The 24,941-nt window shown below is 69.7% G+C and carries 25 protein-coding genes; 18 read left to right on the forward strand and 7 right to left on the reverse strand.

All coding sequences use genetic code 11. The features are described 5' to 3' along the window. Nucleotides 1–44 precede the first annotated feature (44 nt). Together ACOCEP_RS13505 and ACOCEP_RS13510 are read right to left on the reverse strand one after the other, a co-directional pair. Nucleotides 45–842 (reverse strand): class I SAM-dependent methyltransferase, encoded by a 798-nt coding sequence (locus tag ACOCEP_RS13505; RefSeq protein WP_482337532.1) that lies wholly within the window; start codon nucleotides 840–842, stop codon nucleotides 45–47. Beyond that, nucleotides 824–1,321: a DUF2505 domain-containing protein gene (locus ACOCEP_RS13510; RefSeq protein WP_482337534.1), complete on the reverse strand. Its 498-nt coding sequence runs from the start codon at nucleotides 1,319–1,321 to the stop codon at nucleotides 824–826. Before ACOCEP_RS13510 ends, ACOCEP_RS13505 begins: the two co-directional genes overlap by 19 nt. 26 nt (nucleotides 1,322–1,347) lie before the next feature. On the opposite strand from ACOCEP_RS13510, the gene ACOCEP_RS13515 reads away from it, so the two are divergent. The 6 genes from ACOCEP_RS13515 to ACOCEP_RS13540 all read left to right on the forward strand — a co-directional run bounded on the left by ACOCEP_RS13515 (nucleotide 1,348) and on the right by ACOCEP_RS13540 (nucleotide 7,591). Continuing rightward, nucleotides 1,348–2,400 carry a UDP-N-acetylmuramate dehydrogenase gene (locus ACOCEP_RS13515; protein WP_482337535.1) on the forward strand — a complete coding sequence of 351 codons (1,053 nt, stop codon included), beginning with the start codon at nucleotides 1,348–1,350 and terminating at the stop codon, nucleotides 2,398–2,400. A 213-nt stretch (nucleotides 2,401–2,613) separates the two neighbouring features. Continuing rightward, nucleotides 2,614–3,789 (forward strand): L,D-transpeptidase, encoded by a 1,176-nt coding sequence (locus ACOCEP_RS13520; RefSeq protein ID WP_482337536.1) that lies wholly within the window; start codon nucleotides 2,614–2,616, stop codon nucleotides 3,787–3,789. Nucleotides 3,790–3,957: 168 nt separating this feature from the next. Beyond that, a complete protein-coding gene (locus ACOCEP_RS13525) occupies nucleotides 3,958–4,770 on the forward strand; it encodes an alpha/beta fold hydrolase (protein WP_482337538.1) in 813 nt (270 codons plus the stop codon). Nucleotides 4,771–4,791: 21 nt separating this feature from the next. Further along, nucleotides 4,792–6,096 carry a D-inositol-3-phosphate glycosyltransferase gene (gene mshA / locus ACOCEP_RS13530; protein WP_482337540.1) on the forward strand — a complete coding sequence of 435 codons (1,305 nt, stop codon included), beginning with the start codon at nucleotides 4,792–4,794 and terminating at the stop codon, nucleotides 6,094–6,096. After that, entirely contained in the window at nucleotides 6,093–6,608 is a 516-nt protein-coding gene (locus tag ACOCEP_RS13535) for a type III secretion system chaperone family protein (RefSeq protein ID WP_482337541.1), read from the forward strand. Before mshA ends, ACOCEP_RS13535 begins: the two co-directional genes overlap by 4 nt. Nucleotides 6,609–6,676: 68 nt before the next feature. Next, entirely contained in the window at nucleotides 6,677–7,591 is a 915-nt protein-coding gene (locus tag ACOCEP_RS13540) for a DUF4349 domain-containing protein (RefSeq protein WP_482337542.1), read from the forward strand. 96 nt (nucleotides 7,592–7,687) lie between these two features. On the opposite strand, the gene ACOCEP_RS13545 is transcribed toward ACOCEP_RS13540, so the two are convergent. Continuing rightward, nucleotides 7,688–8,776 carry an IS110 family RNA-guided transposase gene (locus ACOCEP_RS13545; protein WP_482337543.1) on the reverse strand — a complete coding sequence of 363 codons (1,089 nt, stop codon included), beginning with the start codon at nucleotides 8,774–8,776 and terminating at the stop codon, nucleotides 7,688–7,690. Nucleotides 8,777–9,520: 744 nt separating this feature from the next. On the opposite strand from ACOCEP_RS13545, the gene ACOCEP_RS13550 reads away from it, so the two are divergent. Then, on the forward strand, nucleotides 9,521–10,270 hold the full coding sequence (locus ACOCEP_RS13550) for a phosphoglyceromutase (protein WP_125678918.1): 750 nt from the start codon (nucleotides 9,521–9,523) through the stop codon (nucleotides 10,268–10,270). A gap of 71 nt (nucleotides 10,271–10,341) precedes the next feature. Here ACOCEP_RS13550 and ACOCEP_RS13555 read toward each other — a convergent pair whose 3' ends face one another. Next, nucleotides 10,342–11,259 carry a hypothetical protein gene (locus ACOCEP_RS13555; RefSeq protein ID WP_482337544.1) on the reverse strand — a complete coding sequence of 306 codons (918 nt, stop codon included), beginning with the start codon at nucleotides 11,257–11,259 and terminating at the stop codon, nucleotides 10,342–10,344. Beyond that, on the reverse strand, nucleotides 11,256–11,903 hold the full coding sequence (locus tag ACOCEP_RS13560; protein WP_482337545.1) for a DNA-binding response regulator: 648 nt from the start codon (nucleotides 11,901–11,903) through the stop codon (nucleotides 11,256–11,258). The genes ACOCEP_RS13555 and ACOCEP_RS13560 overlap by 4 nt, the downstream gene beginning before the upstream one ends. A gap of 261 nt (nucleotides 11,904–12,164) precedes the next feature. On the opposite strand from ACOCEP_RS13560, the gene ACOCEP_RS13565 reads away from it, so the two are divergent. From ACOCEP_RS13565 to ACOCEP_RS13615, 11 genes are all read left to right on the forward strand, one after another. Beyond that, nucleotides 12,165–13,397, forward strand: coding sequence for a sensor histidine kinase (locus ACOCEP_RS13565; protein WP_482337546.1), 1,233 nt, complete (start codon nucleotides 12,165–12,167; stop codon nucleotides 13,395–13,397). Further along, on the forward strand, nucleotides 13,394–14,083 hold the full coding sequence (locus ACOCEP_RS13570) for a response regulator transcription factor (RefSeq protein WP_034310560.1): 690 nt from the start codon (nucleotides 13,394–13,396) through the stop codon (nucleotides 14,081–14,083). Before ACOCEP_RS13565 ends, ACOCEP_RS13570 begins: the two co-directional genes overlap by 4 nt. A gap of 126 nt (nucleotides 14,084–14,209) precedes the next feature. Then, nucleotides 14,210–15,199 carry a Ppx/GppA family phosphatase gene (locus ACOCEP_RS13575; protein WP_482337547.1) on the forward strand — a complete coding sequence of 330 codons (990 nt, stop codon included), beginning with the start codon at nucleotides 14,210–14,212 and terminating at the stop codon, nucleotides 15,197–15,199. A 105-nt stretch (nucleotides 15,200–15,304) separates the two neighbouring features. After that, nucleotides 15,305–16,858, forward strand: coding sequence for a hypothetical protein (locus tag ACOCEP_RS13580; RefSeq protein ID WP_482337549.1), 1,554 nt, complete (start codon nucleotides 15,305–15,307; stop codon nucleotides 16,856–16,858). A 22-nt stretch (nucleotides 16,859–16,880) separates the two neighbouring features. Beyond that, a complete protein-coding gene (locus tag ACOCEP_RS13585; RefSeq protein ID WP_482337550.1) occupies nucleotides 16,881–17,678 on the forward strand; it encodes a sugar phosphate isomerase/epimerase family protein in 798 nt (265 codons plus the stop codon). A gap of 141 nt (nucleotides 17,679–17,819) precedes the next feature. Then, entirely contained in the window at nucleotides 17,820–18,650 is an 831-nt protein-coding gene (locus ACOCEP_RS13590) for a thioesterase family protein (RefSeq protein ID WP_482337552.1), read from the forward strand. A gap of 24 nt (nucleotides 18,651–18,674) precedes the next feature. Then, nucleotides 18,675–19,490, forward strand: coding sequence for a pyrroline-5-carboxylate reductase (gene proC / locus ACOCEP_RS13595; protein WP_482337553.1), 816 nt, complete (start codon nucleotides 18,675–18,677; stop codon nucleotides 19,488–19,490). A 193-nt stretch (nucleotides 19,491–19,683) separates the two neighbouring features. Next, nucleotides 19,684–19,908 carry a helix-turn-helix domain-containing protein gene (locus ACOCEP_RS13600; RefSeq protein WP_482337555.1) on the forward strand — a complete coding sequence of 75 codons (225 nt, stop codon included), beginning with the start codon at nucleotides 19,684–19,686 and terminating at the stop codon, nucleotides 19,906–19,908. Between the two features lie 145 nt (nucleotides 19,909–20,053). Further along, on the forward strand, nucleotides 20,054–20,155 hold the full coding sequence (locus tag ACOCEP_RS13605) for a 30S ribosomal protein bS22 (protein ID WP_007030867.1): 102 nt from the start codon (nucleotides 20,054–20,056) through the stop codon (nucleotides 20,153–20,155). Between the two features lie 284 nt (nucleotides 20,156–20,439). Beyond that, a complete protein-coding gene (locus ACOCEP_RS13610) occupies nucleotides 20,440–21,489 on the forward strand; it encodes an NAD-dependent epimerase/dehydratase family protein (protein ID WP_482337556.1) in 1,050 nt (349 codons plus the stop codon). Then, the gene (locus tag ACOCEP_RS13615) at nucleotides 21,486–22,577 is read left to right on the forward strand and encodes a lysophospholipid acyltransferase family protein (RefSeq protein WP_482337558.1); all 1,092 of its coding nucleotides are present in this window, start codon (nucleotides 21,486–21,488) and stop codon (nucleotides 22,575–22,577) included. The genes ACOCEP_RS13610 and ACOCEP_RS13615 overlap by 4 nt, the downstream gene beginning before the upstream one ends. Nucleotides 22,578–22,833: 256 nt before the next feature. On the opposite strand, the gene ACOCEP_RS13620 is transcribed toward ACOCEP_RS13615, so the two are convergent. Both ACOCEP_RS13620 and ACOCEP_RS13625 read right to left on the reverse strand, forming a co-directional pair. Next, the gene (locus tag ACOCEP_RS13620; RefSeq protein WP_192747707.1) at nucleotides 22,834–23,736 is read right to left on the reverse strand and encodes an HAD family hydrolase; all 903 of its coding nucleotides are present in this window, start codon (nucleotides 23,734–23,736) and stop codon (nucleotides 22,834–22,836) included. 96 nt (nucleotides 23,737–23,832) lie between these two features. Then, complete coding sequence (locus ACOCEP_RS13625) at nucleotides 23,833–24,921, reverse strand: DUF5667 domain-containing protein (protein WP_482337560.1); 1,089 nt, start codon at nucleotides 24,919–24,921, stop codon at nucleotides 23,833–23,835. Between the last annotated feature and the right edge of the window lie 20 nt (nucleotides 24,922–24,941).

Here is a 24,941-nt window from a genome sequence, read left to right on the forward strand (position 1 = left end):
CAGGTCGCATTGGGGTGACGGAGCGGGGTTCGACCGGTGAATTCCTAGTCGGGAGCCACCGACGACCACGGCACGGTGAGTTCACCGATCCGCCACCGTGACGGCCGGTTCAGCACCGGCCAGCCCCGGGCGGTGAGCAGGTGGACGGCGTGCGCCCAGCGGGCACGGACGCCGAAGTTCTGGTGCGGCGCCGCCGTCGCCCAGCAGGTGTCCAAAAGGGACAGTAGTTCGTGAACTCGTTCGCCGGGAACGTTGCGGTGGATGAGGATCTTGGGCAGCCGTTCGGCCACAGTGGACGGACGCTCCAGGCTGGCGAGATGGACGGACAGGGTCAGGCTGCGTGGCCCGCCGGAGCCGACCGCGACCCAGGTGCTCAGCCGCCCGATCTCGTCGCAGGTGCCTTCGACGAGCAGCCCGCCCGGCGCCATCGCGTCCAGCATCAGCGACCAGGCGCCCGGGACCTCGGCTTCGTCGTACTGGCGAAGCACGTTGAACGCGCGCACCAGCACCGGCCGCGTCCCGGCGAGCTCGAAACCGCCGCGCCGGAAGTCCAGCCACGGCCGGTCGACGGCGCTTTGCGCGACGGCGACCCGTTCGGCGTCCAGCTCCAGGCCCAGCACCCGGACGTCGCGCCGGACCGTGCGCAGCCGGCGCGCCATCTCGACCGTGGTCACCGGTGAGGCGCCGTAGCCGAGGTCCACCACGAGCGGTTCGTCCGCGCGATGCAGCAGCGCGGTCACGCCAGGATCGCTCGCGAGCCATCGGTCGACGCGGCGGAGCCGGTTGGGATTGGTCGTGCCCCGTGTCGGTGCCCCGACCGGTTTCAGCGCTCGGCCAGCCACTTCGCGACGAATTCGGCCTCGCGCTCCAGCAGCTTGGTGACCTGTTCGGCGATCACGCCTTCCAGCTTCCCGCCGACGAACGGGATCCGCACCTTGACCGTGCCGCTGTTGACCAGCGTCGTCCGCTCGCCTTCGCCGGTCAGCGACGTCTTCGCGGTGATCTCGCCCGGCACGCCCGAGACCGACGCCGTCGCGCTGCCGGTGTAGCCGTCACCGGCCGCCGTCCAGCTCTGCTCTCGTTCGACGATCAGATCGCCCCGGTGCAGCGTCCGCACGGCCGAGGGGAGCTTGTCCGAGCTGATGCCCTGGCGCAGCTTGTAGCGCACGCCGTCGCCGGCCGGGGCGTACTCCAGGAGCTCCGCCTCGTCGCCGCCGATCTGCTCCAGCCTCGCCCGCAGCGCCGCCTCGCCGGCGACCGCGTCGAACGTGGTCGCGAGGTCTGCGGAGAACGTCGATCGGTGCTCGATACGGGAGGCCATGGCGCCAGACAGTACCGTTCACGGGCGTGAGCACTGCCGAAACTCCCACCCTCGCCGACCACACCACGTTGCGCCTCGGCGGTCCGGCACGGCGTTATGCCGAGGCCACGACCGTGCAGGCCCTGGTCGACGCGGTCCGCGAAGCCGACGACGCCGGTGAGCCCGTGCTGCTGCTCGGCGGTGGCTCGAACCTCGTCGTCGCCGACGACGGCTTCGACGGCACGGTGCTGAAGGTCGGCACCACCGGCTGGACACGTGACGGGGATCTCGTCGAGGTCGCGGCGGGGGAGAACTGGGACGGTTTCGTCGAGGATCTGGTCGCGAAGGGCGTCGGCGGGCTCGAATGCCTGTCCGGGATTCCCGGTTCGGTCGGCGCGACGCCGATCCAGAACGTCGGCGCGTACGGCTGCGAGGTGGCCGAGTCCCTGGTCTCGGTCGATCTCTACGACCGCGCCACCCGCGAAATCCGCACGTTGAGCGCCGAAGAGCTGGGCTTCGGCTACCGCACATCGATCCTGAAGGGGACGGATGCGGGCGTCGTGCTCACAGTGCGTTTCAAGGTCACCGAAGACGGCCTCTCCGCCCCGATCCGCTACGCCGAACTCGCTCGCACGCTCGGCGTCGAGATCGGAGACCGGGTCTCGGCGGCCGAAGCACGCGAAGCCGTCCTCGGGTTGCGTCGCGGCAAGGGCATGGTCCTGGACGCTGACGACCACGACACGTGGAGCGCGGGCTCGTTCTTCACCAACCCGATCATCGGGGAGGCGCGGCTGGCGAAGGTGCTGGCGGGAATCGTGGAGGTCGTCGGCGAGGACGTGCGTGTTCCGCAGTACCCGGCGCCCGGCGGCACGAAGCTGTCGGCCGCGTGGCTGATCGAGCGGGCCGGGTTCGCGAAGGGGCACGAAGGGCCCGGTGGCCGGGTCTCGCTGTCGACGAAGCACACGCTCGCGCTCACGAACCGCGGTAAGGCGTCGACAGAGGACCTACTCGCTCTGGCGCGCGAAGTGCGCGATGGCGTCGAAGCTCGCTTCGGCGTTTCGCTGCATCCGGAACCCCTGTTGATCAACTGCTCGCTTTAGCCACCTCCCGCGTTTCGTCCTCTAAATGCGGTACTTGCACGCGCAAAGATCGCATTTAGAGGACGAAACGCGGGAGGGTGAACAACCCCACGCCACCCTCGTGCGTCTATCCCCGTGAGTGGCGCGGGTGAGTTCCGTCGCCGCGGGTAACGTCGGAGAGGTTCCCAGCGCTGAGCGGGTAGGGGCTCGCGGGGATCTTCATGGGAGGTACACGTGATCGAACGGCGCACGGTGTTCAAGGCCGCGCTCGCCGCGGGGGCGGCCATGCTGGCCGCTGCCTGCTCCAGCGGAGAAGACGGCACCGCCAAGCCGGAAGGCGGCGGCGGAGGGGACCAGAACGCCGCCCCGGTCGCCAAGATCACCGCCGAACCCGCCGCCGACGCCAAGGACGCCTCCGTGGTGACGCCGGTCGTGGTGAAGGTCGCCGACGGCAAGCTCACCGAGGTCAAGGTCACCGGGGACAGCGGCAAGGACGTCAAGGGCGAACTCTCCCCCGACGGGCTCACCTGGACCAGCACCGAGGTCCTCGGGTACGGCAAGACGTACACCTACGCCGCGAAAGCCACCGGCAGCGACAACAAGCCCGCCGAGTTCAAGGGCTCGTTCAGCACGGTCAAACCCGCCAAGGAGGTTCGCGCCACGCTGAACCCGACCGACGACGCCGAGGTCGGCGTCGCGATGCCGATCAGCGTGAAGTTCGCGTCCCCGGTCAAGGACAAGGCGGCCGCCGAAAAGGCGCTCACGGTGAAGACCGACAAGGACGTCGAGGGCTCCTGGGGCTGGCTGTCGGACACGCAGGTCGACTGGCGGCCCAAGGAGTACTGGCCCGCCAACATCAAGGTCAACGTCGAGGCGAAGCTCTACGGCGTCGCGCTCGGCGGTGGCGCGTACGGCAAGGCCGACGTGACCACCGAGTTCAAGATCGGCCGCAACCAGGTGGTCAAGATCAACACCCCGGACCATGTGATGAAGGTCTACCGGGGCGGCGCGCAATCGGCGAGCTACCCGTGTTCGAACGGGCTGGACTCCGACGTCCAGCGCAACACCCCGAACGGCACGTTCATCGTGATGACGAAGGAGCCGATGGCGCGGTTCGACAACGCGCGCTACGGCTACACCAACGTCAACAAGAAGTGGTCCTGCCGGATCTCGAACAACGGCGAGTACATCCACGAGAACCAGGACAACGCGGCGAACATCGGCAAGGCCAACACCTCGCACGGCTGCGTGAACCTGCTCGAAGCCGACGCCAAGAAGTACTTCGACTCGGCCATGATCGGCGACCCGGTCGAGATCACCGGTTCGAAACTGGGCAGCCCGACCAAATCGGACGTCAAGAACTGGTTCTACGACTGGAAGTCGTGGAAGGCTCTTTCGGCTGTCAAATAATCGCGCGACCGCGAACGTGTCTACGGGCCGTGGCCTGGCACTGAGTGCGGCGGTTCCGCAGAGGGCGGCCCGCAGCCACGTTCGCGGGGCCTCGCGGCCAAGACGCGCGACTTCAAAAGACGAAAGCGCCTTGGGTCACCGTGGGACTGACCTCCTAGGCTGCGGTGTATGAAGACCGAGGTAGTCGGCTACGGCGGGACCCGCATCGGCTTGTGGGTCGAGGGCGCCGAGAACACCCGTCCGATCGTGTTCGTGCACGGCTGGGCGCAGTCGGCCCGGGCCTGGGCGCCGCAGCTGGCGGATCCCGCGCTCAGCGAGCGATTCCGCCTGGTGGCGATGGACCTGCGGGGTCACGGCGATTCCGAGGTGCCCTCCGCCGGCTACGACGACCCGCGCGTCTGGGCCGAAGACCTCGCCTCGGTGCTCGACTTCGCCGGTGAAGACGCGATCGTCGTCGGCTGGTCCTACGGCGGGCTGGTGATCACCGACTACCTCCGGGTACACGGCTCGTCGAGGCTCAGCGGCGTCGTTTTTGTGGGCGCCATCACAGAAATCGGCAAGAATCGGCCAGGCGGCAAGGTCGGGCCCGCCATGCGCGAAGCCATCCCGGCGGTGCTTTCGGACGATCCGGCGGTCGCGATTCCCGCGTTGGCGCAGTTCAGCGAGCGGATGACCGCCGCCCCGGTGTCCGGCACGCTCGCTCAGTCGTTGCTCGGTGCCTGTCTTTCCACCCCGCCCGCGGTGCGCTCCGCGCTGTTCCGCCGTGACATCGGGAGTGAGGACGTGCTTCGCGATCTGGACAAACCGGCACTTATCATCCATGGTCTCGCGGACGCTGTGATCGATCCGACGTCCGCGGAGTACGCGGCGGGGAAGATTCAGGGGGCTGTCATGCGTTGGCTACCTGAGGTGGGGCATCTGCCGTTCGCCGAAGCGGCGGACGAGTTCGGTGAACTACTGCGCCGGTTCGCCGATCAGTAGGACTTCGGGAGTGTTGACCAGGTGACGATCCCCCTGCACGGGTTCGACGCCGCGCCCAGGCGCGTCGCGGTGCTGTCGTTGCACACGTCTCCGCTGGAGCAGCCGGGTACCGGCGACGCCGGCGGCATGAACGTCTACGTGAGCCAGACGGCCACCGAGATGGCCCGGCGCGGCGTCGAGGTCGAGGTGTTCACGCGGGCGACTTCCTCGGATCAGCCCCCGGTCGCCGAGCTGGCGCCCGGCGTGCTGGTCCGGCACATCCCCGCGGGTCCGTTCGAGCCGCTGGGACGCGACGAGCTGCCCGCGCAGCTGTGCGCGTTCACCGCCGGGGTGCTGCGGGCCGAGGCGTTCCACGAGCCGGGCTACTACGACCTCATCCATTCGCACTACTGGCTTTCCGGCCAGGCGGGCTGGCTCGCCCGTGACCGCTGGGGCGTGCCGCTGGTGCACACCGCGCACACCCTGGCCAAGGTGAAGAACGCCGCGCTCGCCGACGGCGACACCCCGGAGCCGCGCACCCGCGTGATCGGCGAGGAGCAGGTCGTCGAGGAGGCGGACTGCCTGGTCGCGAACACCCGCGTCGAGGCCCGCGAGCTGATCGAGCTGTACGACGCCGACCCGCATGCCGTGCACGCCATCCCGCCCGGCGTCGACCTCGACCGGTTCACCCCCGGCTCCCGGTCCGCCGCGCGCGGAGCGCTGGGCCTGCCGCAGGACGCGATCGTGCTGGCCTTCGCGGGCCGCATCCAGCCGTTGAAGGCGCCGGACGTTCTCCTGCTGGCCGCGGCCGAAATGCTGCGCGAGCGGCCGGAGCTGGCCTCGCGGCTGGTGGTGCTGATCGTCGGCGGCCCGTCCGGGACCGGGCTGGAGCAGCCGCAGGCCCTGCGCGAGCTGGCCGTCTCCCTCGGGATCGAGGAGCAGACCCGGTTCATGCCGCCGCAGCCCGGCCAGTCGCTGGTCGACGTCTACCGCGCGGCCGACGTCGTCGCCGTGCCGAGCTACAACGAGTCGTTCGGGCTGGTCGCGCTCGAGGCGCAGGCCTGCGGGACACCGGTGATCGCGGCCGAGGTCGGCGGGCTGCCGGTCGCGGTGCCGCACGGGGTTTCCGGGCTGCTCGTGCCTTCGCACGACGCGAAGGACTGGGCGGGCGCGCTCGCGAACGTCGCGCTGCGGCCAGGCCGGCGTGCCGAGCTTTCGGCCAACGCCGTCGTCCACGCGCGGCGCTTCTCCTGGCGCCGTACGACGGACCGGCTGCTGGACACGTACGCTCAGGCGACCGGCGCGTTCCGGCGTGCCCTCGAACAGCGCGCGGAGGTGGCGGTTTGACGCTCGACGAGACCTTGCGGTCCTCTTTGGACAATGCGGGCCTGGAATACGACAGGCGTGGCGAGGGAAAGTACTTCGTCACCTTGCCCGGCACCAAGAAGTTGCAGACCAACTGCTGGCTGATCGCCGGGGACCACGCCTTCGCCGTCGAAGCCTTCGTCTGCCGCCGGCCCGACGAGTCCCATGAGGACGTTTACCGGTTTCTGTTGCGCCGCAACGCGAAACTCTACGGCGTGCACTACACCGTGGACGCGATGGGCGACATCTACCTGGTCGGCCGGTTCGGCCTGGACACGGTCACCGAGGCCGAGCTGGACAAGATCCTCGGGCAGGTGCTGGAAGCCGCGGACGGCGATTTCAACACGTTGCTGGAGCTCGGTTTCGCGAAATCGATCAAACGCGAGTGGGATTGGCGCGTTTCCCGTGGAGAGTCGCTCGCGAACCTTCAAGCGTTCAAACATCTCGTCGAGCCGTCGAACGGGCACGAACCCGGAGCCTTGACCGACTCGTGACCCGAACGGTGCAACGGCACCGTCGTCCGTTCCGTCTCTTTCCGCAGCACTGGAGGGAGACGGTTTTCATGCACAAGGGATTGAGATGGGTGGCCGCCGCCGGCATCGTGCTGGCGCTGGCGGGCTGCTCGGCCAACGATTCCGGCGGTGAGTCGGCCGCGATGCCGATGTCGGCCGACACCAAGCAGGCCGTGCCGAACCAAGGGCCGGCCAACAAGGAGGCGACCGACAGCAAGGCGGGTTCGGGCAAGGCCCCGGCACCGGCGGGGCAGCCGGGTATCGCCGACCGCAAGCTGGTGCGCACGGCGAGCCTGGAGCTCACCGCGCCGAACGTGGCCGACGTGATCTCGCAGGTACGCGTCATCACCCAGGGCGCCGCCGGCTACACGGGGCAGGAGAGCACCCAGGAGAAGCGGGCGTCGGTCAACGTCATCGTGCCCGCCGAACGCCTCGACGGGGTGCTGGACCAGCTGGGAAAGCTCGGGAAGCAGATCAAGCGCGAGGTCACCGCGACGGACGTGACCGAGCAGATGGTCGACGTCGATTCGCGGCTGGCCACCCAGCGGGCGAGCGTCGAACGCATCCGCGCACTGCTCGCGAGGGCGACGTCGGTCTCGGAGATCGCCTCGGTCGAGAGTGAGCTGACGAGCCGCGAGGCCGAGCTCGAATCGCTCCAGAAGCGGCGCGAAAGCCTGGCCGGAAGTGTCGCCATGTCGACGATCTCCCTCCAGGTGAAGGCGGAGACCGTCGCGGCGGCCGAGGAATCCCGCAGCGGGTTCCTCGGCGGGCTGGGCGACGGCTGGGACGCGTTCCTGACCTTCGGCGGCGGCCTGCTGACCGTGCTCGGCGCGATGGCGCCGTTCCTGCTGGTCTTCGGTGTTCCCGCGGCCGCGCTGGTGTGGTGGCTGCGCAAGCGGCGCCGTCCGGCGGAGCCCGCGATGGCGACCGCTTCGGATCTGCCGTCCGCGCCCCCGCTGGACTGAGGGGCTCATGGCTCCGGCTCCAGAATCACCCTGGCGATCATGTCGCGAAAGCCACTTTCGGGACGTCTGATGTCCCGAAAGATGCTCCTATAGATGTCAAGGGGTGTTGGTGAGGTTTGCTAGGTCTGTGGTGAGGGCTTTGTGGATTTCGCGGGCGACGTAGCGTTTGAGGCAGCGGATGATGTGGCGTTTGGGAATGCCTTCGGCGGTGCGGCGTTCGAGGTAGGCGCGGGTGCGGGGGCAGTGGCGTAGGCGGACGATGACGATGCGGTAGAGGGCGGCGTTGGCGTGGCGGTCGCCGCCGCGGTTGAGACGGTGGCGGTCGGTGCGGCCGCTGCTGGCGTTGATGGGGGCGGTGCCGCAGAGGTGCGCGAACCGGGCTTCGGTGTCGATCCGGTCGGGGTTGTCCCCGGCGGTGGCCAGGAGTTGGGAGGAGGTGCCGGGGCCGACGCCGAACAGGGTGGTGGTGGCGGGCAGGACTTGCTGGGTCAGTGTTTTCAGGTCTGCTTTGGCGTCGGTGATCTCGGTGGTGAGGTGCTGGATGCGGCGTGCGAGACGGCGCAGCGCGGTCTTGGTGCCGGTGGCGGGGCTGGTGAGGTCGGAGCAAGGCCGTAGCCGGGCGCAGGCGGTGATCAGGGCCTTTCCGGTGAACCGGGTCAAAGATTCGCGCAGCGCGGCAGGGGCGGTGACGATCAGGGCGTCGAGCTGGTTGAGGGCCGCGGTGCGGGACTTGACCGCACTGTTGAGCACCGCGCGCAGGGCGGTGATCGCCGCGGCGGGCCCGGTCCCGGCCTTGGGGGTCGCGTCGGCGCGGCCTGACACCACGGCGTGGGCGGCGTTGATCGCGTCCTGGGTGTCGGTCTTTCCTTTGCGGCGGCGGGTATGCCGGTCCGGCTGGTTGACCTCCACCACCCGGACACCCTCGGCGGCCAGGTGGCGGGCCAGCCCGGCGCCGTAGGAGCCTGTGCCCTCAACCCCCACCGCGGTCACCACGCCGAAGTCCCTCAGCCAGGCCAGCAGCGCGGTGTAGCCGGCGGTGGTAGCGGGAAACGCACGCGTGTCCAGCACCCGGCCGAGCCCGTCGACCGCGGCCGCGGTGTGAGTGTCTTTATGGGTATCGACCCCACCGGTCACCCGGGTCAGGTCGACGGCATGCTGCTGATCGGTCATCCTGGTCTCTGCCATTCCGTGTCTCGATCGGTCGACGGATGGCACGTACCGGGCCGGCGGGGATGGACAACACAGTGATGGGTGTCCTGGTGGCACAGGCTCCTATCAAGTCACATCCCCCGGCCTGGTCACGTGCATGAACAGAGCCCACAAAGAGCCCACAGATCTTTCGCAAGACAACCCCAACCAGGGCGTCAGTGGCTTTCCGGGTCAAACCCTCCGCGGTCTCCATCCACACACATCATCATCACTGTGGCTTTCGCGACACGCCTCGGAGATCCCAGGCGCGGACTGGAGCCGGAAGCCGGTAGGGGCCTCCCCGGAGATGAACAGGCGGGACGGCTCGAGGGAGGGGGGAGTCGCGATCTCGAGCCGCCCCGCTGAAGTTCCCGCCAAGGTGGACCCGGTGACGAGGGGGATGCCAACGGGGCCGGCGGGCGCCGCGACTCGGCAGGGGGGAGACGAGTCGCGGTCGTCACCCGCGTCGAACCGGGGAGTGCGTGGAATCCGGCCGCGCGGGACGTAGTCAACCTGTCAGATCTCCACCTGTAATCACAAGACTACCCGTTACTCCGTTCGAGTGAACTTGGAAAACGGGGATAACGGAGTGCAGCCTGATTTCCGGGGATCGGGACTTGTTGGCGGCCCGTCTTCTGGACGGGTGAAGGTGTTACTCGCGGGTAACGCACTCTCCGTAGAAACAAAGCGAAGCGCGGCCCTCTGACCGGCGCTTCCGCTCGCTCTGGCAGGCTGAACCCCATGGCTGAGCTTGGGACTCTGGTGCTGCTGCGTCACGGGCAGAGCACGTGGAACGCCGAAAACCTGTTCACCGGCTGGGTGGACGTGCCGCTGTCCGAGCAGGGCGAGCAGGAGGCTCGCAAGGGCGGGCAGCTCCTCGCGGAGTCCGGTCTGCTGCCGGACGTCGTCCACACGTCGCTGATGCGCCGGGCGATCTCGACCGCCAACCTGGCGCTCGACGCCGCCGACCGGCACTGGATCCCGGTGAAGCGCGACTGGCGCCTCAACGAGCGGCACTACGGCGCGCTTCAGGGCAAGAACAAGAAGCAGACCCTCGACGAGTTCGGCGAGGAGCAGTTCATGCTCTGGCGCCGTTCCTACGACACCCCGCCGCCGCCGATCGACCCGGCCGACGAGTTCAGCCAGGTGGGCGACGCACGCTACGCCGACCTCGGTGACGCCGCCCCGCTGACCGAATGCCTCAAGGACGTCGTCGCGCGGCTGCTGCCGTACTGGGAGTCCGAGATCGTGCCGGATCTGCGCGCGGGCAAGACCGTGCTGGTCGCCGCGCACGGCAACTCGCTGCGGGCGCTGGTGAAGCACCTCGACGGCATCTCCGACGACGCGATCGCCGGGCTCAACATCCCGACCGGCATCCCGCTGCGCTACGACCTCACCGAGGACCTGAAGCCGGTCACCGCCGGCGGGACCTACCTGGACCCGGAGGCCGCCAAGGAAGCCGCGGCCGCCGTCGCGAACCAGGGCCGCTGAACCCCACGCGTTTCGTCCTCTAGTTGCGGTAGTTCGCTCTCGAACCACCGCAACTAGAGGACGAATTGCGTTCAGGGGAGGGGCTGGACCGACTCGACGCCCGCCGCCTTCCAGCCCTCGGGCAGCCGCTGGAGACGCAGGACGATCGGCAGGTACTTCTTCGTCGACTGCCCGGCCGCGTCCGTGACGTCCGTCGTGGCGAAGAGCAGCACGCTCGCCTTGTCGTCCACGACCTCCATGACCGCGGCCGCCGGGTTCGGCGCCAGCGACGCCTTCGTGCCCACGGACCGGATCTGGTTCAGGTGTCCCGCCTTGTCTTGCCGGAACTGGGTCAGCAACTGCCCCGTCGACACCGACTCGTAGCGGGCGTACGTACCTTCGGGGTCGGCCGGATTCACGTTCAGCAGGGCTTCCGCGGCGCGGAGCGCGCCGTCACGGGCGGAATCCCGCGTCCTCGCGAACACCCGGTCACCCGCGCCCGGCTTCTCCGCCGCGGGCGGGGGATCCGCCGGGTTCACCTTGATCTCGCCGATCCGCCAGCGGTCGCCTTCGCGGACGGCCGCGAGCAGCACCGACGCGATGCCCTTGCTGGTGGCGCCAGCCCTTGAGCTGCTCTGGTCGAGCACGGTCAGCACCCGCGCCTTGTCCGGCGTCTCCTCGACCGGCGCCGAGACGATCACCTTGGTCACGAGCTTGACCGGCTCGGCCGACTTGCGGACCTCGGCGAACAGCTTCGCCAGCTCGTCGCGCGCGCCCGGCGTCAGATTGTCGGCGAGGGCCTTCTCGTAGGCGGGCACGGCCGTGCTGTCGTAGGAGAACACCGCTTCGGCGGCCGTCTTCACCGCCGTGAGCACGGACGCCGTCTTCGCCGGATCGACGAGCGCGAGGTTCGCGGGCGGGGTTTCCGGTTCGGGCCGGGCGGTGCCGGAGACCGAGGTGGTGCAGCCCGCGAGCGCGAGCAGCACGACGAGCCCTGTCCAGCGTTTCACAGCAGCCCGAGTTCCCGCGCCCGCGCGTCGACCTGGAGCCGCGACGTCACGCCGAGCGCGACCAGCAGTTCCGACACGCGACGCTGATAAGTGCGCACGCCCATCCCGAGGCTCTTCGCGGCCTTCTCGTCCTTGCAGCCGGTGGTCAGGAACTCGAGGATCTGCGGTGCCTCCATCCGGATGTCGGCGAACCGCGCGTCGAACGTCTCCAGGGTGGCCGACGCCAGCCAGGCGTTTTCGAACAGCGACAGGATGCCCTGCACCAGCTCGGGACGCGAGATGACGCTGTAGGAGCGCACCGCCTTGCCCTCGTCGCCCGCCATGATCGCGACCCGCTCGTCGAGCAGGATCGTCTCGTTGATCTCCTCGGTGCCGATCCGGATCTGCGCGCCGAGCTCGGACAGATGGTGCAGGTGCCGCGCGGTCTGCTCGTTCAGCAGGACACCGGGGCGATACAGCTTGCGGATCCGCTTGTCGCGCACCAGCCGTTCACCCTGCCGGGTGAGCGATGGCCGGGAGAGCGCCCAGGTGTAGAGGTCGTCGGCCGCGCACGCGATGTCGGTCGCCGCGACGAACAGATGAGCCGTCCGGTCGAACAGCTCTTCTTCTCCGCGAATCAGGGAGATGTCACTGACGAGTTCCACGGCGACAGTCTTCCAACAATCCCCGGGGGCCGTGACGGGAACGTCGCTATTAGCCTTCGGATGGTCACGACGAAAGTCGGGATCCGGGCAGCACACGGCGGCGATGTCCCCGTTCCGGGTGACCCGCCTCACCCGGCAGGTCTCGGCCACGTGAACGAGGCCTGACCTGCAGGCGAACAGGGTGTCCCCAGGTGTCATAGGCATCACGAGTACGCGGCCGGGACTAGGCCAAAAGGCTACCCGCACGCTTACGATTCCCCTGTGACCACGCCTGTTGCACTCGCCCTGGCCGTCGGCGGACTGATCGTCGGTGTGGTTTTCGGCTTCCTGATCGCGAGGGGCCGCACCCGCCGCGAGGAGCGGCGGCCGACCGGTCCCACCGTGGCCGAACTGCTCGAACGCCTCGTGCGGTCCAGCAACAACGGCGTCGTCGTCCTCAACAGGTTCGGCGACATGGTCCTGCACAATCCGCGTGCCTACGAACTCGGGCTGGTGAAGGTCAACCAGGCCGATCCGCGGGCCCGTAAGGCCGCCGAGCAGGTGGTCGAGACCGACGAGCCGATGGAGATCGACCTCTCCCCGCTGGAGGCGAGGGGACGCCAGCCCGAGGCCGTCCTCGGCGAGGTCCGTCCGCTCGGCGACGGGTTCACCGTGGTCGAGGCCGTCGACCACTCCGAGGCGATCCGCCTCGAAGCCGTCCGGCGTGACTTCGTCGCGAACGTCAGCCACGAACTGAAGACGCCGGTCGGCGCGATCGCGCTGCTCACCGAGGCCGTCCTCGACGCCGCGGAGGACACCGAGGAGGTCCGCCGCTTCGGCGGCAAGATCCTCCGCGAATCGACGCGGCTCGGCCAGCTGGTCACCGAGCTGATCGCGCTGTCACGGCTCCAGGGCGCCGAGCGGCTGCCCGATCTGAACGTCGTCGAGGTCGACGCCGTCGTCCGCGAGGCGCTCGGCAGGACGACCCTTTCGGCGGAATCCGCCGAAATCACCATCACCACCGACGCGGCCAGCGGGCTCCTCATCGAGGGCGACCGGACGCTGATGGTCACCGCGCTGTCGAACCTGCTGGAGAACGCCGTCGCGTACTCGCAGCCGGGCAGTCCGGTGTCGATCAGCAGGCGGCTGGTCGACGGGAAGGTCGAGATCGCGGTGACCGACCGCGGCATCGGTATCGCCGAGGACGAGCAGCAGCGTGTCTTCGAGCGGTTCTACCGCGCGGACAAGGCGCGGTCGCGGGCCACCGGCGGCACCGGGCTGGGGCTGGCGATCGTCAAGCACGTGGCCGCCAACCACGGCGGTTCGGTCGGCCTGTGGAGCCGTCCCGGCACCGGGTCGACCTTCACCCTGCGGATCCCCGCGCACATCCCCGCCGAACCGGCCGCGCCGGCGAAACAGGCTCCGCCGGTGTCCCGGCCGGAGAAGACCCCCGAGCGGACACCCCGTCTCGTGGCAACAGGGCAAGAAAGCCCCGACCATGGAGGAAACCTGTGACGAGGGTTCTCATCGTCGAGGACGAAGAGTCGTTCGCCGACCCGCTCGCGTTCTTGCTCCGCAAAGAGGGCTTCACCGCCGCCGTCGCCGTGACGGGGCAGCAGGCACTCGAGGAGTTCGACCGCAACGGCGCCGACATCGTCCTGCTCGATCTCATGCTCCCCGGGATGAGTGGCACCGACGTGTGCAAGCAGCTCAGGCAGCGTTCCGCGGTGCCGGTGATCATGGTGACCGCGCGCGACAGCGAGATCGACAAGGTCGTCGGCCTGGAACTCGGCGCCGACGACTACGTCACCAAGCCGTATTCGGCCCGCGAGCTCATCGCACGGGTGCGGGCGGTGCTGCGCCGCGGTGGTGAGCCGGGCTCCGAAGGCGATCTGGCGCCGCTGGTGCTGGCCGCCGGGCCGGTGCGGATGGACGTCGAGCGGCACGTGGTGACCGTCGACGGCCAGGAGGTCTCCTTGCCGCTGAAGGAGTTCGACCTGCTCGAGTACCTGCTGCGCAACGTGGGCCGGGTGCTCACCCGCGGGCAGCTGATCGACCGGGTGTGGGGCGCGGACTACGTCGGCGACACCAAGACGCTCGACGTCCACGTGAAGCGCCTGCGGTCGAAGATCGAACCGGACCCGGGCTCGCCCCGGCACCTGGTCACGGTGCGTGGTCTGGGCTACAAGTTCGAGACGTGAGATAGCGCGTGAAGGCCCCCTTCCCTCGGCTGAGCCCAGGGAAGGGGGCCTTCACGCGGAGCCGTGCGATACAGATCACGGTTACGGTTTCGTGACCTGACGTGGGGGCGGGTACCGTAGACGCTCGTGCGCCTAGGGGTACTCGACGTCGGTTCCAACACCGTCCACCTGCTCGTGGTCGACGCCCACCGTGGCGCCCACCCGACCCCGATGCATTCCGAAAAGGCCGTCCTCCGGCTCGCCGAGCAGATCACCCGCAACGGCGACCTGAGCCGCGCGGGCGCGGACAGCCTCGTGCGGGCGGTCGAATCGGCGAAGGCGGCCGCGGCCCGGCTCGGCTGCGAAGAGGTCATGGCGTTCGCCACCTCCGCGGTCCGCGAAGCCAAGAACGCCCCGAAGGTACTGGCGAAGGTCCAGGAACAGACCGGCGTCGAACTGAAGGTGCTTTCCGGGATCGACGAATCCCGGCTCACCTTCCTCGCTGTCCGCCGCTGGTTCGGCTGGTCGGCGGGGAAGCTGCTGGTGCTCGACATCGGCGGCGGCTCCCTGGAGATCGCGATGGGCCGCGACGAGGAGCCCGACCTGGCCGAATCGCTGCCGTTGGGCGCCGGCCGGACCACCCGGACGCGGTTCCAGCACGATCCGCCCACCCGGTCGGAGCTGATCGCGACTTCGGCGTGGCTCGAAGAACAACTCGCCCCGCTCGCGAAGAAGGTCGCCAAATTGGGTGAACCCGATCGTGTCGTGGCGACGTCGAAGACGTTCCGGTCGCTCGCCCGGCTGACCGGAGCGGCGCCGTCGGCCAGCGGGCCGCATGTGCGCCGTACCCTGACCGACACCGCTTTGCGCCAGCTCATCGCGTTCATCTCCCGGATGACCGCCCATGACCTGGCACAACTCGAGGGGGTCAGCGCGAGCCGGGCGCATCAGCTGGTGGCCGGCGCGCTCGTCGCGCAAGCCACCATGCGGGCGCTTTCCCTGGAAGAACTGGAGATCTGTCCGTGGGCGCTGCGAGAAGGTGTCATCCTTCGACGGCTGGACCATTCGAACGGTGCGGACGAGACTGTGAGCGGCAGCGCCCGACTGGACTTGGTCGACGGAGAACGGGCACGGTGAAGAGGTGACGGAAATGCGGATGACGGTGGATAGCGCGCGCGACGCCGCCGATGCCCCGTCGCGTGCCGGTTCGCAACGGCTGGAGCGCGCATTGGACTGCACGGTATGACGGACGAGACAGAGAGCGGCCAGCCACAGAAGACCGTGGCGGAGCTGCTCGCGCAGCACGGAGCCCAGCCCGAGGGCGGGCGCCGCAGGCGACGCCGCGCGGCCGACGACGACGAGGCTCCCGAGCCCGCTCGCGGACGGCGCGCGCCGTCCCCGAGTGACACGGCGCCCCAGGCGATCATCGACAGGGTGTCCGGCGACACCCCGCCGCCTGCCAACCGTCCTCCGCGCCGCTCGCGCCCCCAAGACTCCGGAGCGCGTCCGCTCCCGCAGCCGCAGCAGGACTCGGCGCCGCTGCCGGTGCCACCGAACGCCCCGACCAGGCAGACTCCGCCGGTGCGCCCGCCGCAGGAACAGAGCGGCTATCAGCAGCGTCCGCCGCAGCCGCCCCAGCAGTCCGGGCAATTCGTACGGCCGACGCCGCCGCAGGAGCAAAGCGGTTACCAGCAGCGCCCGCCGCAGCAGTCGGGTCAGTTCGCGCGGCCGACGCCGCCGCAGGAGCAGTCCGGCTATCAGCAGCGCCCGCCGGACTCCGAGGGGTTGCCCCCGCGTGGCCGCCCGCGGCCGCCGGGCCAGGAGGAGACCCGTGGCGCGGTGCCGCCGGTCCGCCGCCGCCCCGAGCCGCCCGCCGGTCCGCCGTCCTCCGGGCTGTCCGCGAGGCTCGACGGTGGTCTCGACACCCCGGCCGAAGACGTGCAGGACCAGCCCGGCCCGATGGCCAGCGGCGCTTTCGCGACGCCGCCCGCCCAGCCGGCGCGGCGCCGCCGTCCCGCAGCGCGCCCGCCGCAGCCGAAGGCGGAGCCGAGCACCGAGCAGTTCGCCGCCGTCGGCGACGAAACGGCGGCCGAACCCGAGGCCCCCGCACCGGTGGAACCGGCGGCTCCGCCCGCCGGGCTCGCCGGATGGCGCAAGCGCAGGCAGAAGGTGCAGTCCGAGGACACCGAGATCGGCGGGATCCCGCCGGTGCCGCCCCCGGTCGCGCCCGTCGAGCCGGACGCCGACCCCGAGCCGGATCCGTTCGACGCCGGACCGCCCACCATGGCTTCTACCCACCAGCCCCATCCAGCGCCGATGCCCTTCGTGCCACCGCACTCCCTCGACGACCGCGACCGGCAGGACAACCTCGACGAGTACGAGCGCGAGTTCGCCGACCCGGCGTACCCGGACGGCGGCCCGGACTTCGGCCGCGACGACTACGGCTACCGCGCCGACGAGTACGAGGACGACTACGACGACAGCGCCGAGGACGTCGTCGAGGACGAGCCCGCGGCGCCCGCCGAGAAGGTCTCCCCGGGCAAGCAATGGCTGGCGCTGGCCGGTCAGCTCGCCCTCGGCGTCGTCGGCGGCGCCGGAGTCTGGCTGGGCTTCAACTGGCTGTGGGTGAACATCCCCGCCGCCGCGCTGGTCGCCGCGCTGCTGGTGATCGTCGCGCTGGTGTGGATCGTCCGGAAGATCCGCAAGGCGGAGGATCTCCAGACCCTGGTGCTCGCGGTACTGGTCGGACTGGTGGTGACGGTCTCACCGGCGGCACTCCTGCTGGTCGCGCGTTAGCGGCCTCGGGAAGGATGCCGGAATGGTTCAGCAGATTCCGGTAGGTCTCTCGACGGCGTCCGTCTGGCCGTTGCGGGCGGGCACGGCGTTCGAGCTGGCCGCCGACCTCGGCTACGACGGTGTCGAGGTGATGGTCTGGGCGGACCCGGTCAGCCAGGACGTCTCCGCGCTGCGCCGCTGGTCGCGCCGCACCGGCGTGCCGGTGTTGTCGATCCACTCGCCGTCGCTGCTGATCACCCAGCGCGTGTGGTCGCCCGATCCCGAGGTCCGCCTGCGGATGTCCGTGGACGCGGCACAGGAGCTCGGCGCGCGCACGGTCGTGGTGCATCCCCCGTTCCGGTGGCAGCGCCGCTACGGCGACGCGTTCGGTGACCTCGTGGACGAGCTCGAAGAAGACAGCGGGATCGAGATCGCGGTCGAGAACATGTTCAAGGTCCGCCCGCCCGGCGGCTCGCGGACGTCCCGCGTGTCGGCGTTCCGGCCCTCGATCGACCCTACGGACGTAGGGTTTCGCCACTACACGCTCGACCTGTCCCATACAGCGGCAGCCGGGATGGACGCCCTCGCGCTCGCCGAACGGATGGGGTCCGGGCTCGCGCACGTCCACCTGGCGGACGGCACGGGCCTGCCGAAGGACGAGCACCTGGTGCCCGGACGCGGCATCGAACCCTGCGCCGAACTGCTCGAAAAGCTCGTGAACAGCGACTTCTCCGGACAGGTCGTGCTGGAGATCAACACCCGGCGCTCGCCGAGCGCGGCGCGGCGCTCGCGGGATCTCGCGGAGTCACTCCTGTTCGCGAGGCTGCACCTCGGTCAGTGACAAAGATCGTCTCCGGGTGCGGAGATTCATTCCTCACTGCGCCCGAGGCGCTGGTACACGTAAAGTTCCGACCGTGAACCAGCTGCGCTTGTTGATCTCCCGCACCCCGATGGATCGGCTCGTGGCCTGGGTCAGTGCTCGGTGAGCGCGGCCGACGAAACGAGCACCTCCTTCGACGCGGCGTGCGCGACGAGATCGCTGGGTGACGGCACTTTCACGGCGGTCCTGCGAACCGAATGGTCGATCGGTGGACACCCCCACGGCGGCTTCCTGATGGCCCTGATGGCGCGGGCCGCCCTCAGCTTCCTCCACGAGCGCGGCGAGCCGCCGTCCGAGCCGCTGGCGATCAGCGCGGAGTTCCTGCATCCGCCGGCGGTGGGGCCGGTGCTGCTGCGCATGGACGTCCGGAAGGTCGGCAGGCGCGCCTCGGTCGTCGCGGTCACGCTGGAGCAGCGGGGCCGCAGTTGCGTCGAGGCCAGGGTGACCACCGGCAGGCTGCCGATGCGGCGTCCGGAGTGGACCGACGTCCCCGCCATGCCCGCGGAGCCGCCGCCCGGCGCGGTACCCATGACCGGCGAGACCTCCGAGGGCCTGTTCAACCTCGCGAAGGGCTGCGAGGTCCGGCTCGATCCCGCGAGCGTCGGCTACCTGCACGGCCGGATCGGCGATCCGCCGAGGATCCGGCTGTGGGTCCGGCCGAGGCACGGGCTGGCGGACCCGTTCTTCGCCCTGCTCGCGAGCGACGTGAACCCGCCGGTGGTCTACAACCTCGGCCGGGTCGGCTGGGCGCCGACCGTGCAGCTGACCGCGTTGCTGCGCACGCGGCCGGCACCGGGCTGGCTGCGGGTGATCGTCCAGAGCCAGTCGGTGCACGAGGCCTGGTTCGACTCGGACGCGCTCGTGGTCGACTCGCAGGGCAGGCTGGTCTGCCAGGCGCGGCAGCTGGCGCTCGCCCCGGCGCCTGGAGCCTGACGGCGGTTTGGCACGCTGAAAGGCATGAGTGTGATCGCGGTTCTGGGTGCCGGGAAGATCGGGGAGGCCCTGCTCTCGGGCCTGCTGCACGGCGGGCACAGCCCCGGCGACCTGCTGTTCACCGAGCGGTATCCGGCGCGCGCGGCCGAGCTGACCGAGCGCTACGGCGTGCACGGGGTCACCGTCGCCGACGCCGCCCGCCGGGCCGACGTGCTGGTCGTCGCGGTCAAACCGCAGGACATCGAACCGGTGCTGGACGAGCTCGCGCCGCTGCTGGGCAAGGAGTCGCTGGTGGTCTCGCTGTGCGCGGGCCTGCCGACCGCCCTGTACGAGCGCAGGCTGGCCGAGGGCGTCCCGGTGGTGCGGGTCATGCCGAACACCCCGATGCTCGTCGGAGAGGCGATGAGCGCGGTCTCCGCGGGGGCGCACGCGACGGCCGAGCACATCGCGGTGGTGAAGGACCTGCTGTCGCACGTCGGGCAGGTCGTCGAGGTGCCCGAATCGCAGCAGGACGCCGTCACGGCGCTGTCCGGCTCCGGGCCCGCGTACTTCTTCTACCTGGTCGAGGCCATGATCGACGCCGGCATCCTGCTCGGCCTGCCCCGCGCGCTCGCCGGGCAGCTGATCATCCAGTCGGCGGTCGGGGCGGCGAAGATGCTCGCCGAGTCCGACGAGCACCCGGTGCTGCTGCGCGAAGCCGTCACCTCGCCCGCCGGGACGACCATCAACGCCATCCGCGAGCTGGAGAAGCACGGCGTCCGCGCGGCGCTGCTGGCCGCGATCGAGGCGGCGAAGGACCGGTCGACCGAGCTGGGCGCCGCCCACGAACCCCGCGTTTAGTCCTCTGGATGCGGTGGTTCGACGTCGAACCACCGCATCCAGAGGACGAAATGCGTAGTCGGACGGGCCCATCCCGGTGACTCGCGTCGCTTTAGTCCCACCAGTCCCGCTACTCTCAGGAGAGCACGTGCGTGTCGATACCACAGGTGGGGAAGCCTCGTGGCGCGACACGTGTCGAAGGACACGGTGAATCATGCCGCCGAACAAGAAGGATGACCCGGCCAAGCTCAACACGGTGGGCCAGGTCCAGTTCCTGACGGTCGCCGAAGTGGCCACGCTGATGCGGGTCTCCAAGATGACCGTCTACCGCCTCGTTCACTCGGGCGAGCTGCCCGCGGTGCGCGTCGGGAAGTCGTTCAGAGTGCCCGAAAAGGCCGTTCACGAATATCTGCAGGGCGCGTACTTCGACGTGGGCTGAGGCTCGCTTCGCGGGGTACGACGTGCCCGCCCGAGGGCGTCTTCCGGGGCGCGAGTACCCTGGAAGACCGCTCGTGCCTGTGCGCTCCACCCGTTGGACGCTGCGCCGGGCAGCGTGACCGACGACGAAGGAAGGAGCGCTCACGATGGGCTCTGTGATCAAGAAGCGCCGTAAGCGCATGTCGAAGAAGAAGCACCGCAAGTTGCTGCGCCGGACGCGCGTTCAGCGTAGGAAGGCCGGCAAGTAAGACACAGCCGGTGAGTGGCCCGTCCAGTTTCTGGGCGGGCCATTCCCATTTCGTGGGCGGTTTCCGCCCATTCGAGTGAGACGTGCATCCCCTCTGCGAGCGGCGGGTTAATAGCATGTAAGCGCTGGCTCGACTACCCCTAATGAGCGGTAACATCTCAAGGGCAGCCGCGCGATGCTTCCAGTGAGTGCAGGTACGCGCACACTCGGTTGATCATCAGCGCTCAAGGTCATCAGGACCCCGTGATCGAAGTCCGAGAACCGCCCAAAGCCGCAGGGAGTCCTATGCCGTCGAACATCGTGCTCGTGACCGGGGTCGGGGGAGACCTTGGCGGGAAGCTGCTCGCCAGACTCGGCAACAATCCGGAGTTCGAGCGGGTGATCGGCGTCGACACCACGCCCCCGCGGAAAGCGGTCCTGCAGCGGATGGGGCACGCCGAGTACGTCCGTGCCGACATCCGCAACCCGCTGATCGCCAAGGTGATCAGCACGGCCAAGGTCGACACCGTGGTGCACGCGTCGTGCACCGCGCATCCGGCCGGTCCCGCTCGCCGCACGGCGATCAAAGAGGTCAACGTCATCGGCACGATGCGGCTGCTGGCGGCCTGCCAGCGCTCGCCGCTCGTGCGCAAGCTCGTGGTGAAGTCGACGGCCGCGGTGTACGGCGCCGGAGCGCGCTCCCAGGCCGTCTTCACCGAGGATTCCGAACTCATCCCCACCTCGACCAGCGGGTACGTGAAGGACGCCGTCGAGATGGAGGGATACGTCCGCGGGCTGCTGCGCCGTCGTCCCGACATCACGACGACGCTGTTCCGCTTCGCCAACATCATCAGCCCGGAGATCGACACCGTGCTCTCGCGCTACTTCGCGCTGCCGGTCGTCCCCACCGTCTTCGGCTACGACGCGCGGATCCAGCTCCTGCACGCTTCGGACGCGCTGTCCGTGTTCGAGCAGGCGACGCTGAACGACAAGCCCGGCGTGTTCAACGTCGGTTCGGAAGGGGTACTCACCCTGTCCCAGGCGATCCGGCGGGCCGGCCGCGTCGGACTGCCGATGCCCAGCGGTGTCGTGCCGTCGGTCGGCAAGGTGCTGCGCGGAGCGAGGGTCGTCGACTTCTCCGCCGACCAGGTGCGGCTGCTGAACTTCGGCCGCGTCGTGGACATCACCAAGCTCAAGAACGACTTCGGCTACACCCCGCGCTGGACGACGCGGGAAGCGTTCGACGACTACATCACCGGCCGCGGGCTCCGGCCCGTGGTGGACGGCGGCAGGCTGGCCGGTTTCGCCGGCAAGGTGCTGGTGGCCGCGGCGACCGGACAGGCGGCCCATCGATGAGCAGACCGCACGAGAACTCTCACGAAGGCGAGGCGGAAAACGTGAGCGGCGCTGAAGCGCAGGTCATCCCGTTGCACGGCCCCGGCAGAGAGAAGCCGGACCCGGCCGTCCAGGCGGAACGGGATCTTCGCGAGTCGGAAGAAGCGCAAGAGCATCTGGAGCAGGAGCGCCGGGCGGACGCGCCCGTCGTCGAGTTCCCCGGGGCGGCGCGCGTCGCGCCCGCCAGGACCAGTCCGGCCGACGCGGATCTCCTCCCGGCCTCGCTCAGGTCGGCGCTGGGCTTCCTGCGTGACCGGTTGACCGGTGACTACACCGTCGACGAGTTCGGCTTCGACGCCGAGCTCACCGAGACCCTGCTGCTGCCGCCGCTGCGCGCGCTGTACGAAAAGTGGTTCCGCGTCGACACGTTCGGCGTCGAGAACCTGCCCGCCGACGGCGGCGCGCTGCTGGTGTCGAACCACTCCGGCACGTTGCCGCTCGACGCGCTGATGACCGCCGTCGCCGTGCACGATCACGTCCCCGGCGGCAGGCATCTGCGCGGCCTCGGCGCGGATCTGGTGTTCCAGGTGCCGCTGGTGGGCTCCTTCGCCCGCAAGTCCGGGCAGACGCTCGCCTGCAACGCCGACGCGGAACGCTTGCTGCGCAAGGGAGAACTCGTCGGCGTCTGGCCGGAGGGGTTCAAGGGGATCGGGAAACCGTTCTCGTCGCGGTACAAACTGCAGCGGTTCGGCCGCGGTGGTTTCGTCTCGGCCGCGCTGCGGACCGGGGTGCCGATCATCCCCGTGTCGGTCATCGGCGCGGAGGAGACCTACCCGAAGATCGGGGACATCAAGCTCCTCGCGCGCGTGCTCGGCCTGCCGTACTTCCCGGTGACGCCGTTCTTCCCGCTGCTCGGCCCGCTCGGCGCGATCCCGCTGCCGACGAAGTGGAGCATCGAGTTCGGCGAGCCGATCCGCACGGACACCTACGACGCGGACGCCGTCGACGACCCGATGCTGGTCTTCACGCTGACCGACCAGGTGCGGGAGTCGATCCAGCAGTCGCTGTACAAACGCCTTTCGCAGCGGAAGAGCGTCTTCAAGGGCTAGAACCGCGTCACTCGCGTGTTCAGACCCGTGACTCGCGTGATTGGGGCCGTAACTCACGAGTTACGGCCCCAATCACGCGAATGACGGCTTCAGACACGCGAGTTCCGGCCTTGAGCACGCGAGTGACGGATCGGCGCTTCGCGCTGGGCAAGGTGGCGGGTTGCGAAAGCCACTTTCGCAACCTTCAACGTTGCGAAAGTGGCTTTCGCAACGTCGTCGTCGAAAGCAAGGACCGCGTCCAGAGGACGAAACGCGGTCAGCGCTTGCGGTAGGCCATGCCCGCCGCGACGGCACCGGCCACGGCACCGACGCCGAGCACCGAGGGCACGCCGATCTTCGCGGCCTTGCGGCCGGTCCGGAAGTCGCGGATCTCCCAGCCGCGCGCCCGCGCGACGTCGCGGAGGCCGCCGTCCGGGTTCACCGCGACCGCGGTCCCGACGACGGACAGCATCGGGACGTCGTTCTGCGAGTCCGAATACGCCGTGCAGCGCTTGAGATTCAGCCCTTCGCGTGACGCCAGCGCCCGGACGGCGTGGGCCTTCGCCCGGCCGTGGAGCAGGTCGCCGACGAGACGGCCGGTGTAGACGCCGTCCTTGGTCTCCGCGACGGTGCCCAGCGCACCGGTGAGGCCGAGGCGCCGCGAGATGATGGCCGCGAGCTCGATCGGGGTCGCGGTGACGAGCCAGACGCGCTGGCCGGCGTCGAGGTGCATCTGCGCGAGCGCCCTGGTCCCGGACCAGATCTTGTCCGCCATCAGCTCGTCGTAGATCTCTTCGCTGATGTCGGTCAGTTCCTGCACGGTGCGGCCGGCCACAAAGGACAGTGCGCGCTCGCGGTGGGTCTTGATGTCCTCTTTGTTCTCCCGGCCGCCGAGCCGGAATTTCACCTGCTGCCAGACGAATCCGGCCAGATCGGCGGAGGTGAAGAACTTGCGTGCGGCCAGGCCGCGCGCGAAGTAGAAGATCGACGCGCCCATCATCATGGTGTTGTCGACGTCGAAGAACGCGGCCGCCGTCAGGTCCGGCGGCGCGGGCGGGGCGGGCGGTTCGAGCGCTTCGGCGGACGCGGTCGCCATGGCGGCCTCGGCCGACGCCTCGCCCGCCAGCTCGGCCAGTCGTTCGAGCTCTTGACTCTTATCCTTGCCCCGCCAAACTGACACGCACACCGCCTCCGGAATCCCAGGTGCCTGTGCACAGCGTAGCGAGCGGCCGAGCGCGCTGTCCCGGGTGTGGTGCCTGCCTCACGTGACACCGAGTCAGCCGATGGTTATCGGCGGTAATCCCGGAACGAGCGGCGGAATCGAAATCAGCGGTGGCTTCGGCGTGGTGGTGGGCGTCGGCAGCGGCGGCAGGTTCGTGGGACCGGGGACGGGCGCCACCGGCGGCGGCGTGCCTCCGGTCGGCGGCGCGACCGGTCCGGTCGGGACCGCGGTGTCGACGGCGGACGACGGAGGCGCGGAGGTGACCGGTGCCGGTGACCCGGCCGGTGCCGACGACGGCGGGGAAGACGCCACCGGCGGCAGGACCGCGTGGGGGGAACCGGGATCGCGGACGCAGTCACCGGCGGCCGGGACCGCGCCCAGTTCGTCGGAAGAACCCGTGGTGATCGTGTAGCAGACCAGTCGCGAGCCGAGATCCGTCGTGCGCTCCTGGACCTTGTCGAGCAGGGCACGGGCCGCGGAGAACTTGTCGCGCGCCTCGGCGGGCGCGTGCTCGACCTGGAGACCGAGCCGGTCGGACTGGTTCCGCGCCCACGTACGGAGTTCGGCGAGCCGGGTCTGGCCACCCTGGTCGGTGACGAACGCGGTCAGCCGCGAGACACCGGCGCGCAGATCGGTCTCGAAATCGGTGAGTCCGGTGAAGTAGGCGTCGGTCGGCGCGCCCTGCCGGGTCAGTTCGTCGAGCTCGCCGACGCGGTTCGCGGCGAACTCCAGATGCTTCTTGGCCTTGTCCTGCTCGTCGAAGGTGAGCCCGAGCGCCGCCGATTCACCCGCCCGTTTGATGCCGTACAGCGGATCGCCCGGCAACGCGTCCTTGGACAGCAGCAGGGTGATGCCGCCGAGGGCCAGCACGAGCGCGACGGCGGCCGCGGCGAGGTTGGCGACGGCGTGGCCACGTCGCTTCGGCGCGGCTTCGGCCTCGGCGAGGCGCCCGGCGATCTCGTCACGGATGCGTTGCCGGGTCTCCGCGTCGGGAGCGCCGCCGGCGCCCAGCTCGCGCAAACCGCCGACGAGCGCGAGTTCGTGCGCGAACTCGTCGTCGTCCGGGGATTCGGTGCCGTCGACAAGGTCGGCGAAGCGGTCACCGTCCGCCCGCTCCCGCGCGAACCATCCCGGCACGCCCACGGCGAAGTCTCCATCTGCTC

The organism is Amycolatopsis sp. CA-211722, assembly GCF_056828465.1.

Coding starts and splice junctions, on each gene's coding strand:
- ACOCEP_RS13510 (WP_482337534.1), bottom strand. CDS start 1,321: ATGGCCTCCCGTATCGAGCACCGATCGACGTTCTCCGCAGACCTCGCG.
- ACOCEP_RS13600 (WP_482337555.1), top strand. CDS start 19,684: ATGCCGCCGAACAAGAAGGATGACCCGGCCAAGCTCAACACGGTGGGC.
- ACOCEP_RS13610 (WP_482337556.1), top strand. CDS start 20,440: ATGCCGTCGAACATCGTGCTCGTGACCGGGGTCGGGGGAGACCTTGGC.
- ACOCEP_RS13615 (WP_482337558.1), top strand. CDS start 21,486: ATGAGCAGACCGCACGAGAACTCTCACGAAGGCGAGGCGGAAAACGTG.
- ACOCEP_RS13580 (WP_482337549.1), top strand. CDS start 15,305: ATGACGGACGAGACAGAGAGCGGCCAGCCACAGAAGACCGTGGCGGAG.
- ACOCEP_RS13605 (WP_007030867.1), top strand. CDS start 20,054: ATGGGCTCTGTGATCAAGAAGCGCCGTAAGCGCATGTCGAAGAAGAAG.
- ACOCEP_RS13550 (WP_125678918.1), top strand. CDS start 9,521: ATGGCTGAGCTTGGGACTCTGGTGCTGCTGCGTCACGGGCAGAGCACG.
- ACOCEP_RS13585 (WP_482337550.1), top strand. CDS start 16,881: ATGGTTCAGCAGATTCCGGTAGGTCTCTCGACGGCGTCCGTCTGGCCG.
- ACOCEP_RS13545 (WP_482337543.1), bottom strand. CDS start 8,776: ATGGCAGAGACCAGGATGACCGATCAGCAGCATGCCGTCGACCTGACC.
- ACOCEP_RS13525 (WP_482337538.1), top strand. CDS start 3,958: ATGAAGACCGAGGTAGTCGGCTACGGCGGGACCCGCATCGGCTTGTGG.
- ACOCEP_RS13540 (WP_482337542.1), top strand. CDS start 6,677: ATGCACAAGGGATTGAGATGGGTGGCCGCCGCCGGCATCGTGCTGGCG.
- proC (WP_482337553.1), top strand. CDS start 18,675: ATGAGTGTGATCGCGGTTCTGGGTGCCGGGAAGATCGGGGAGGCCCTG.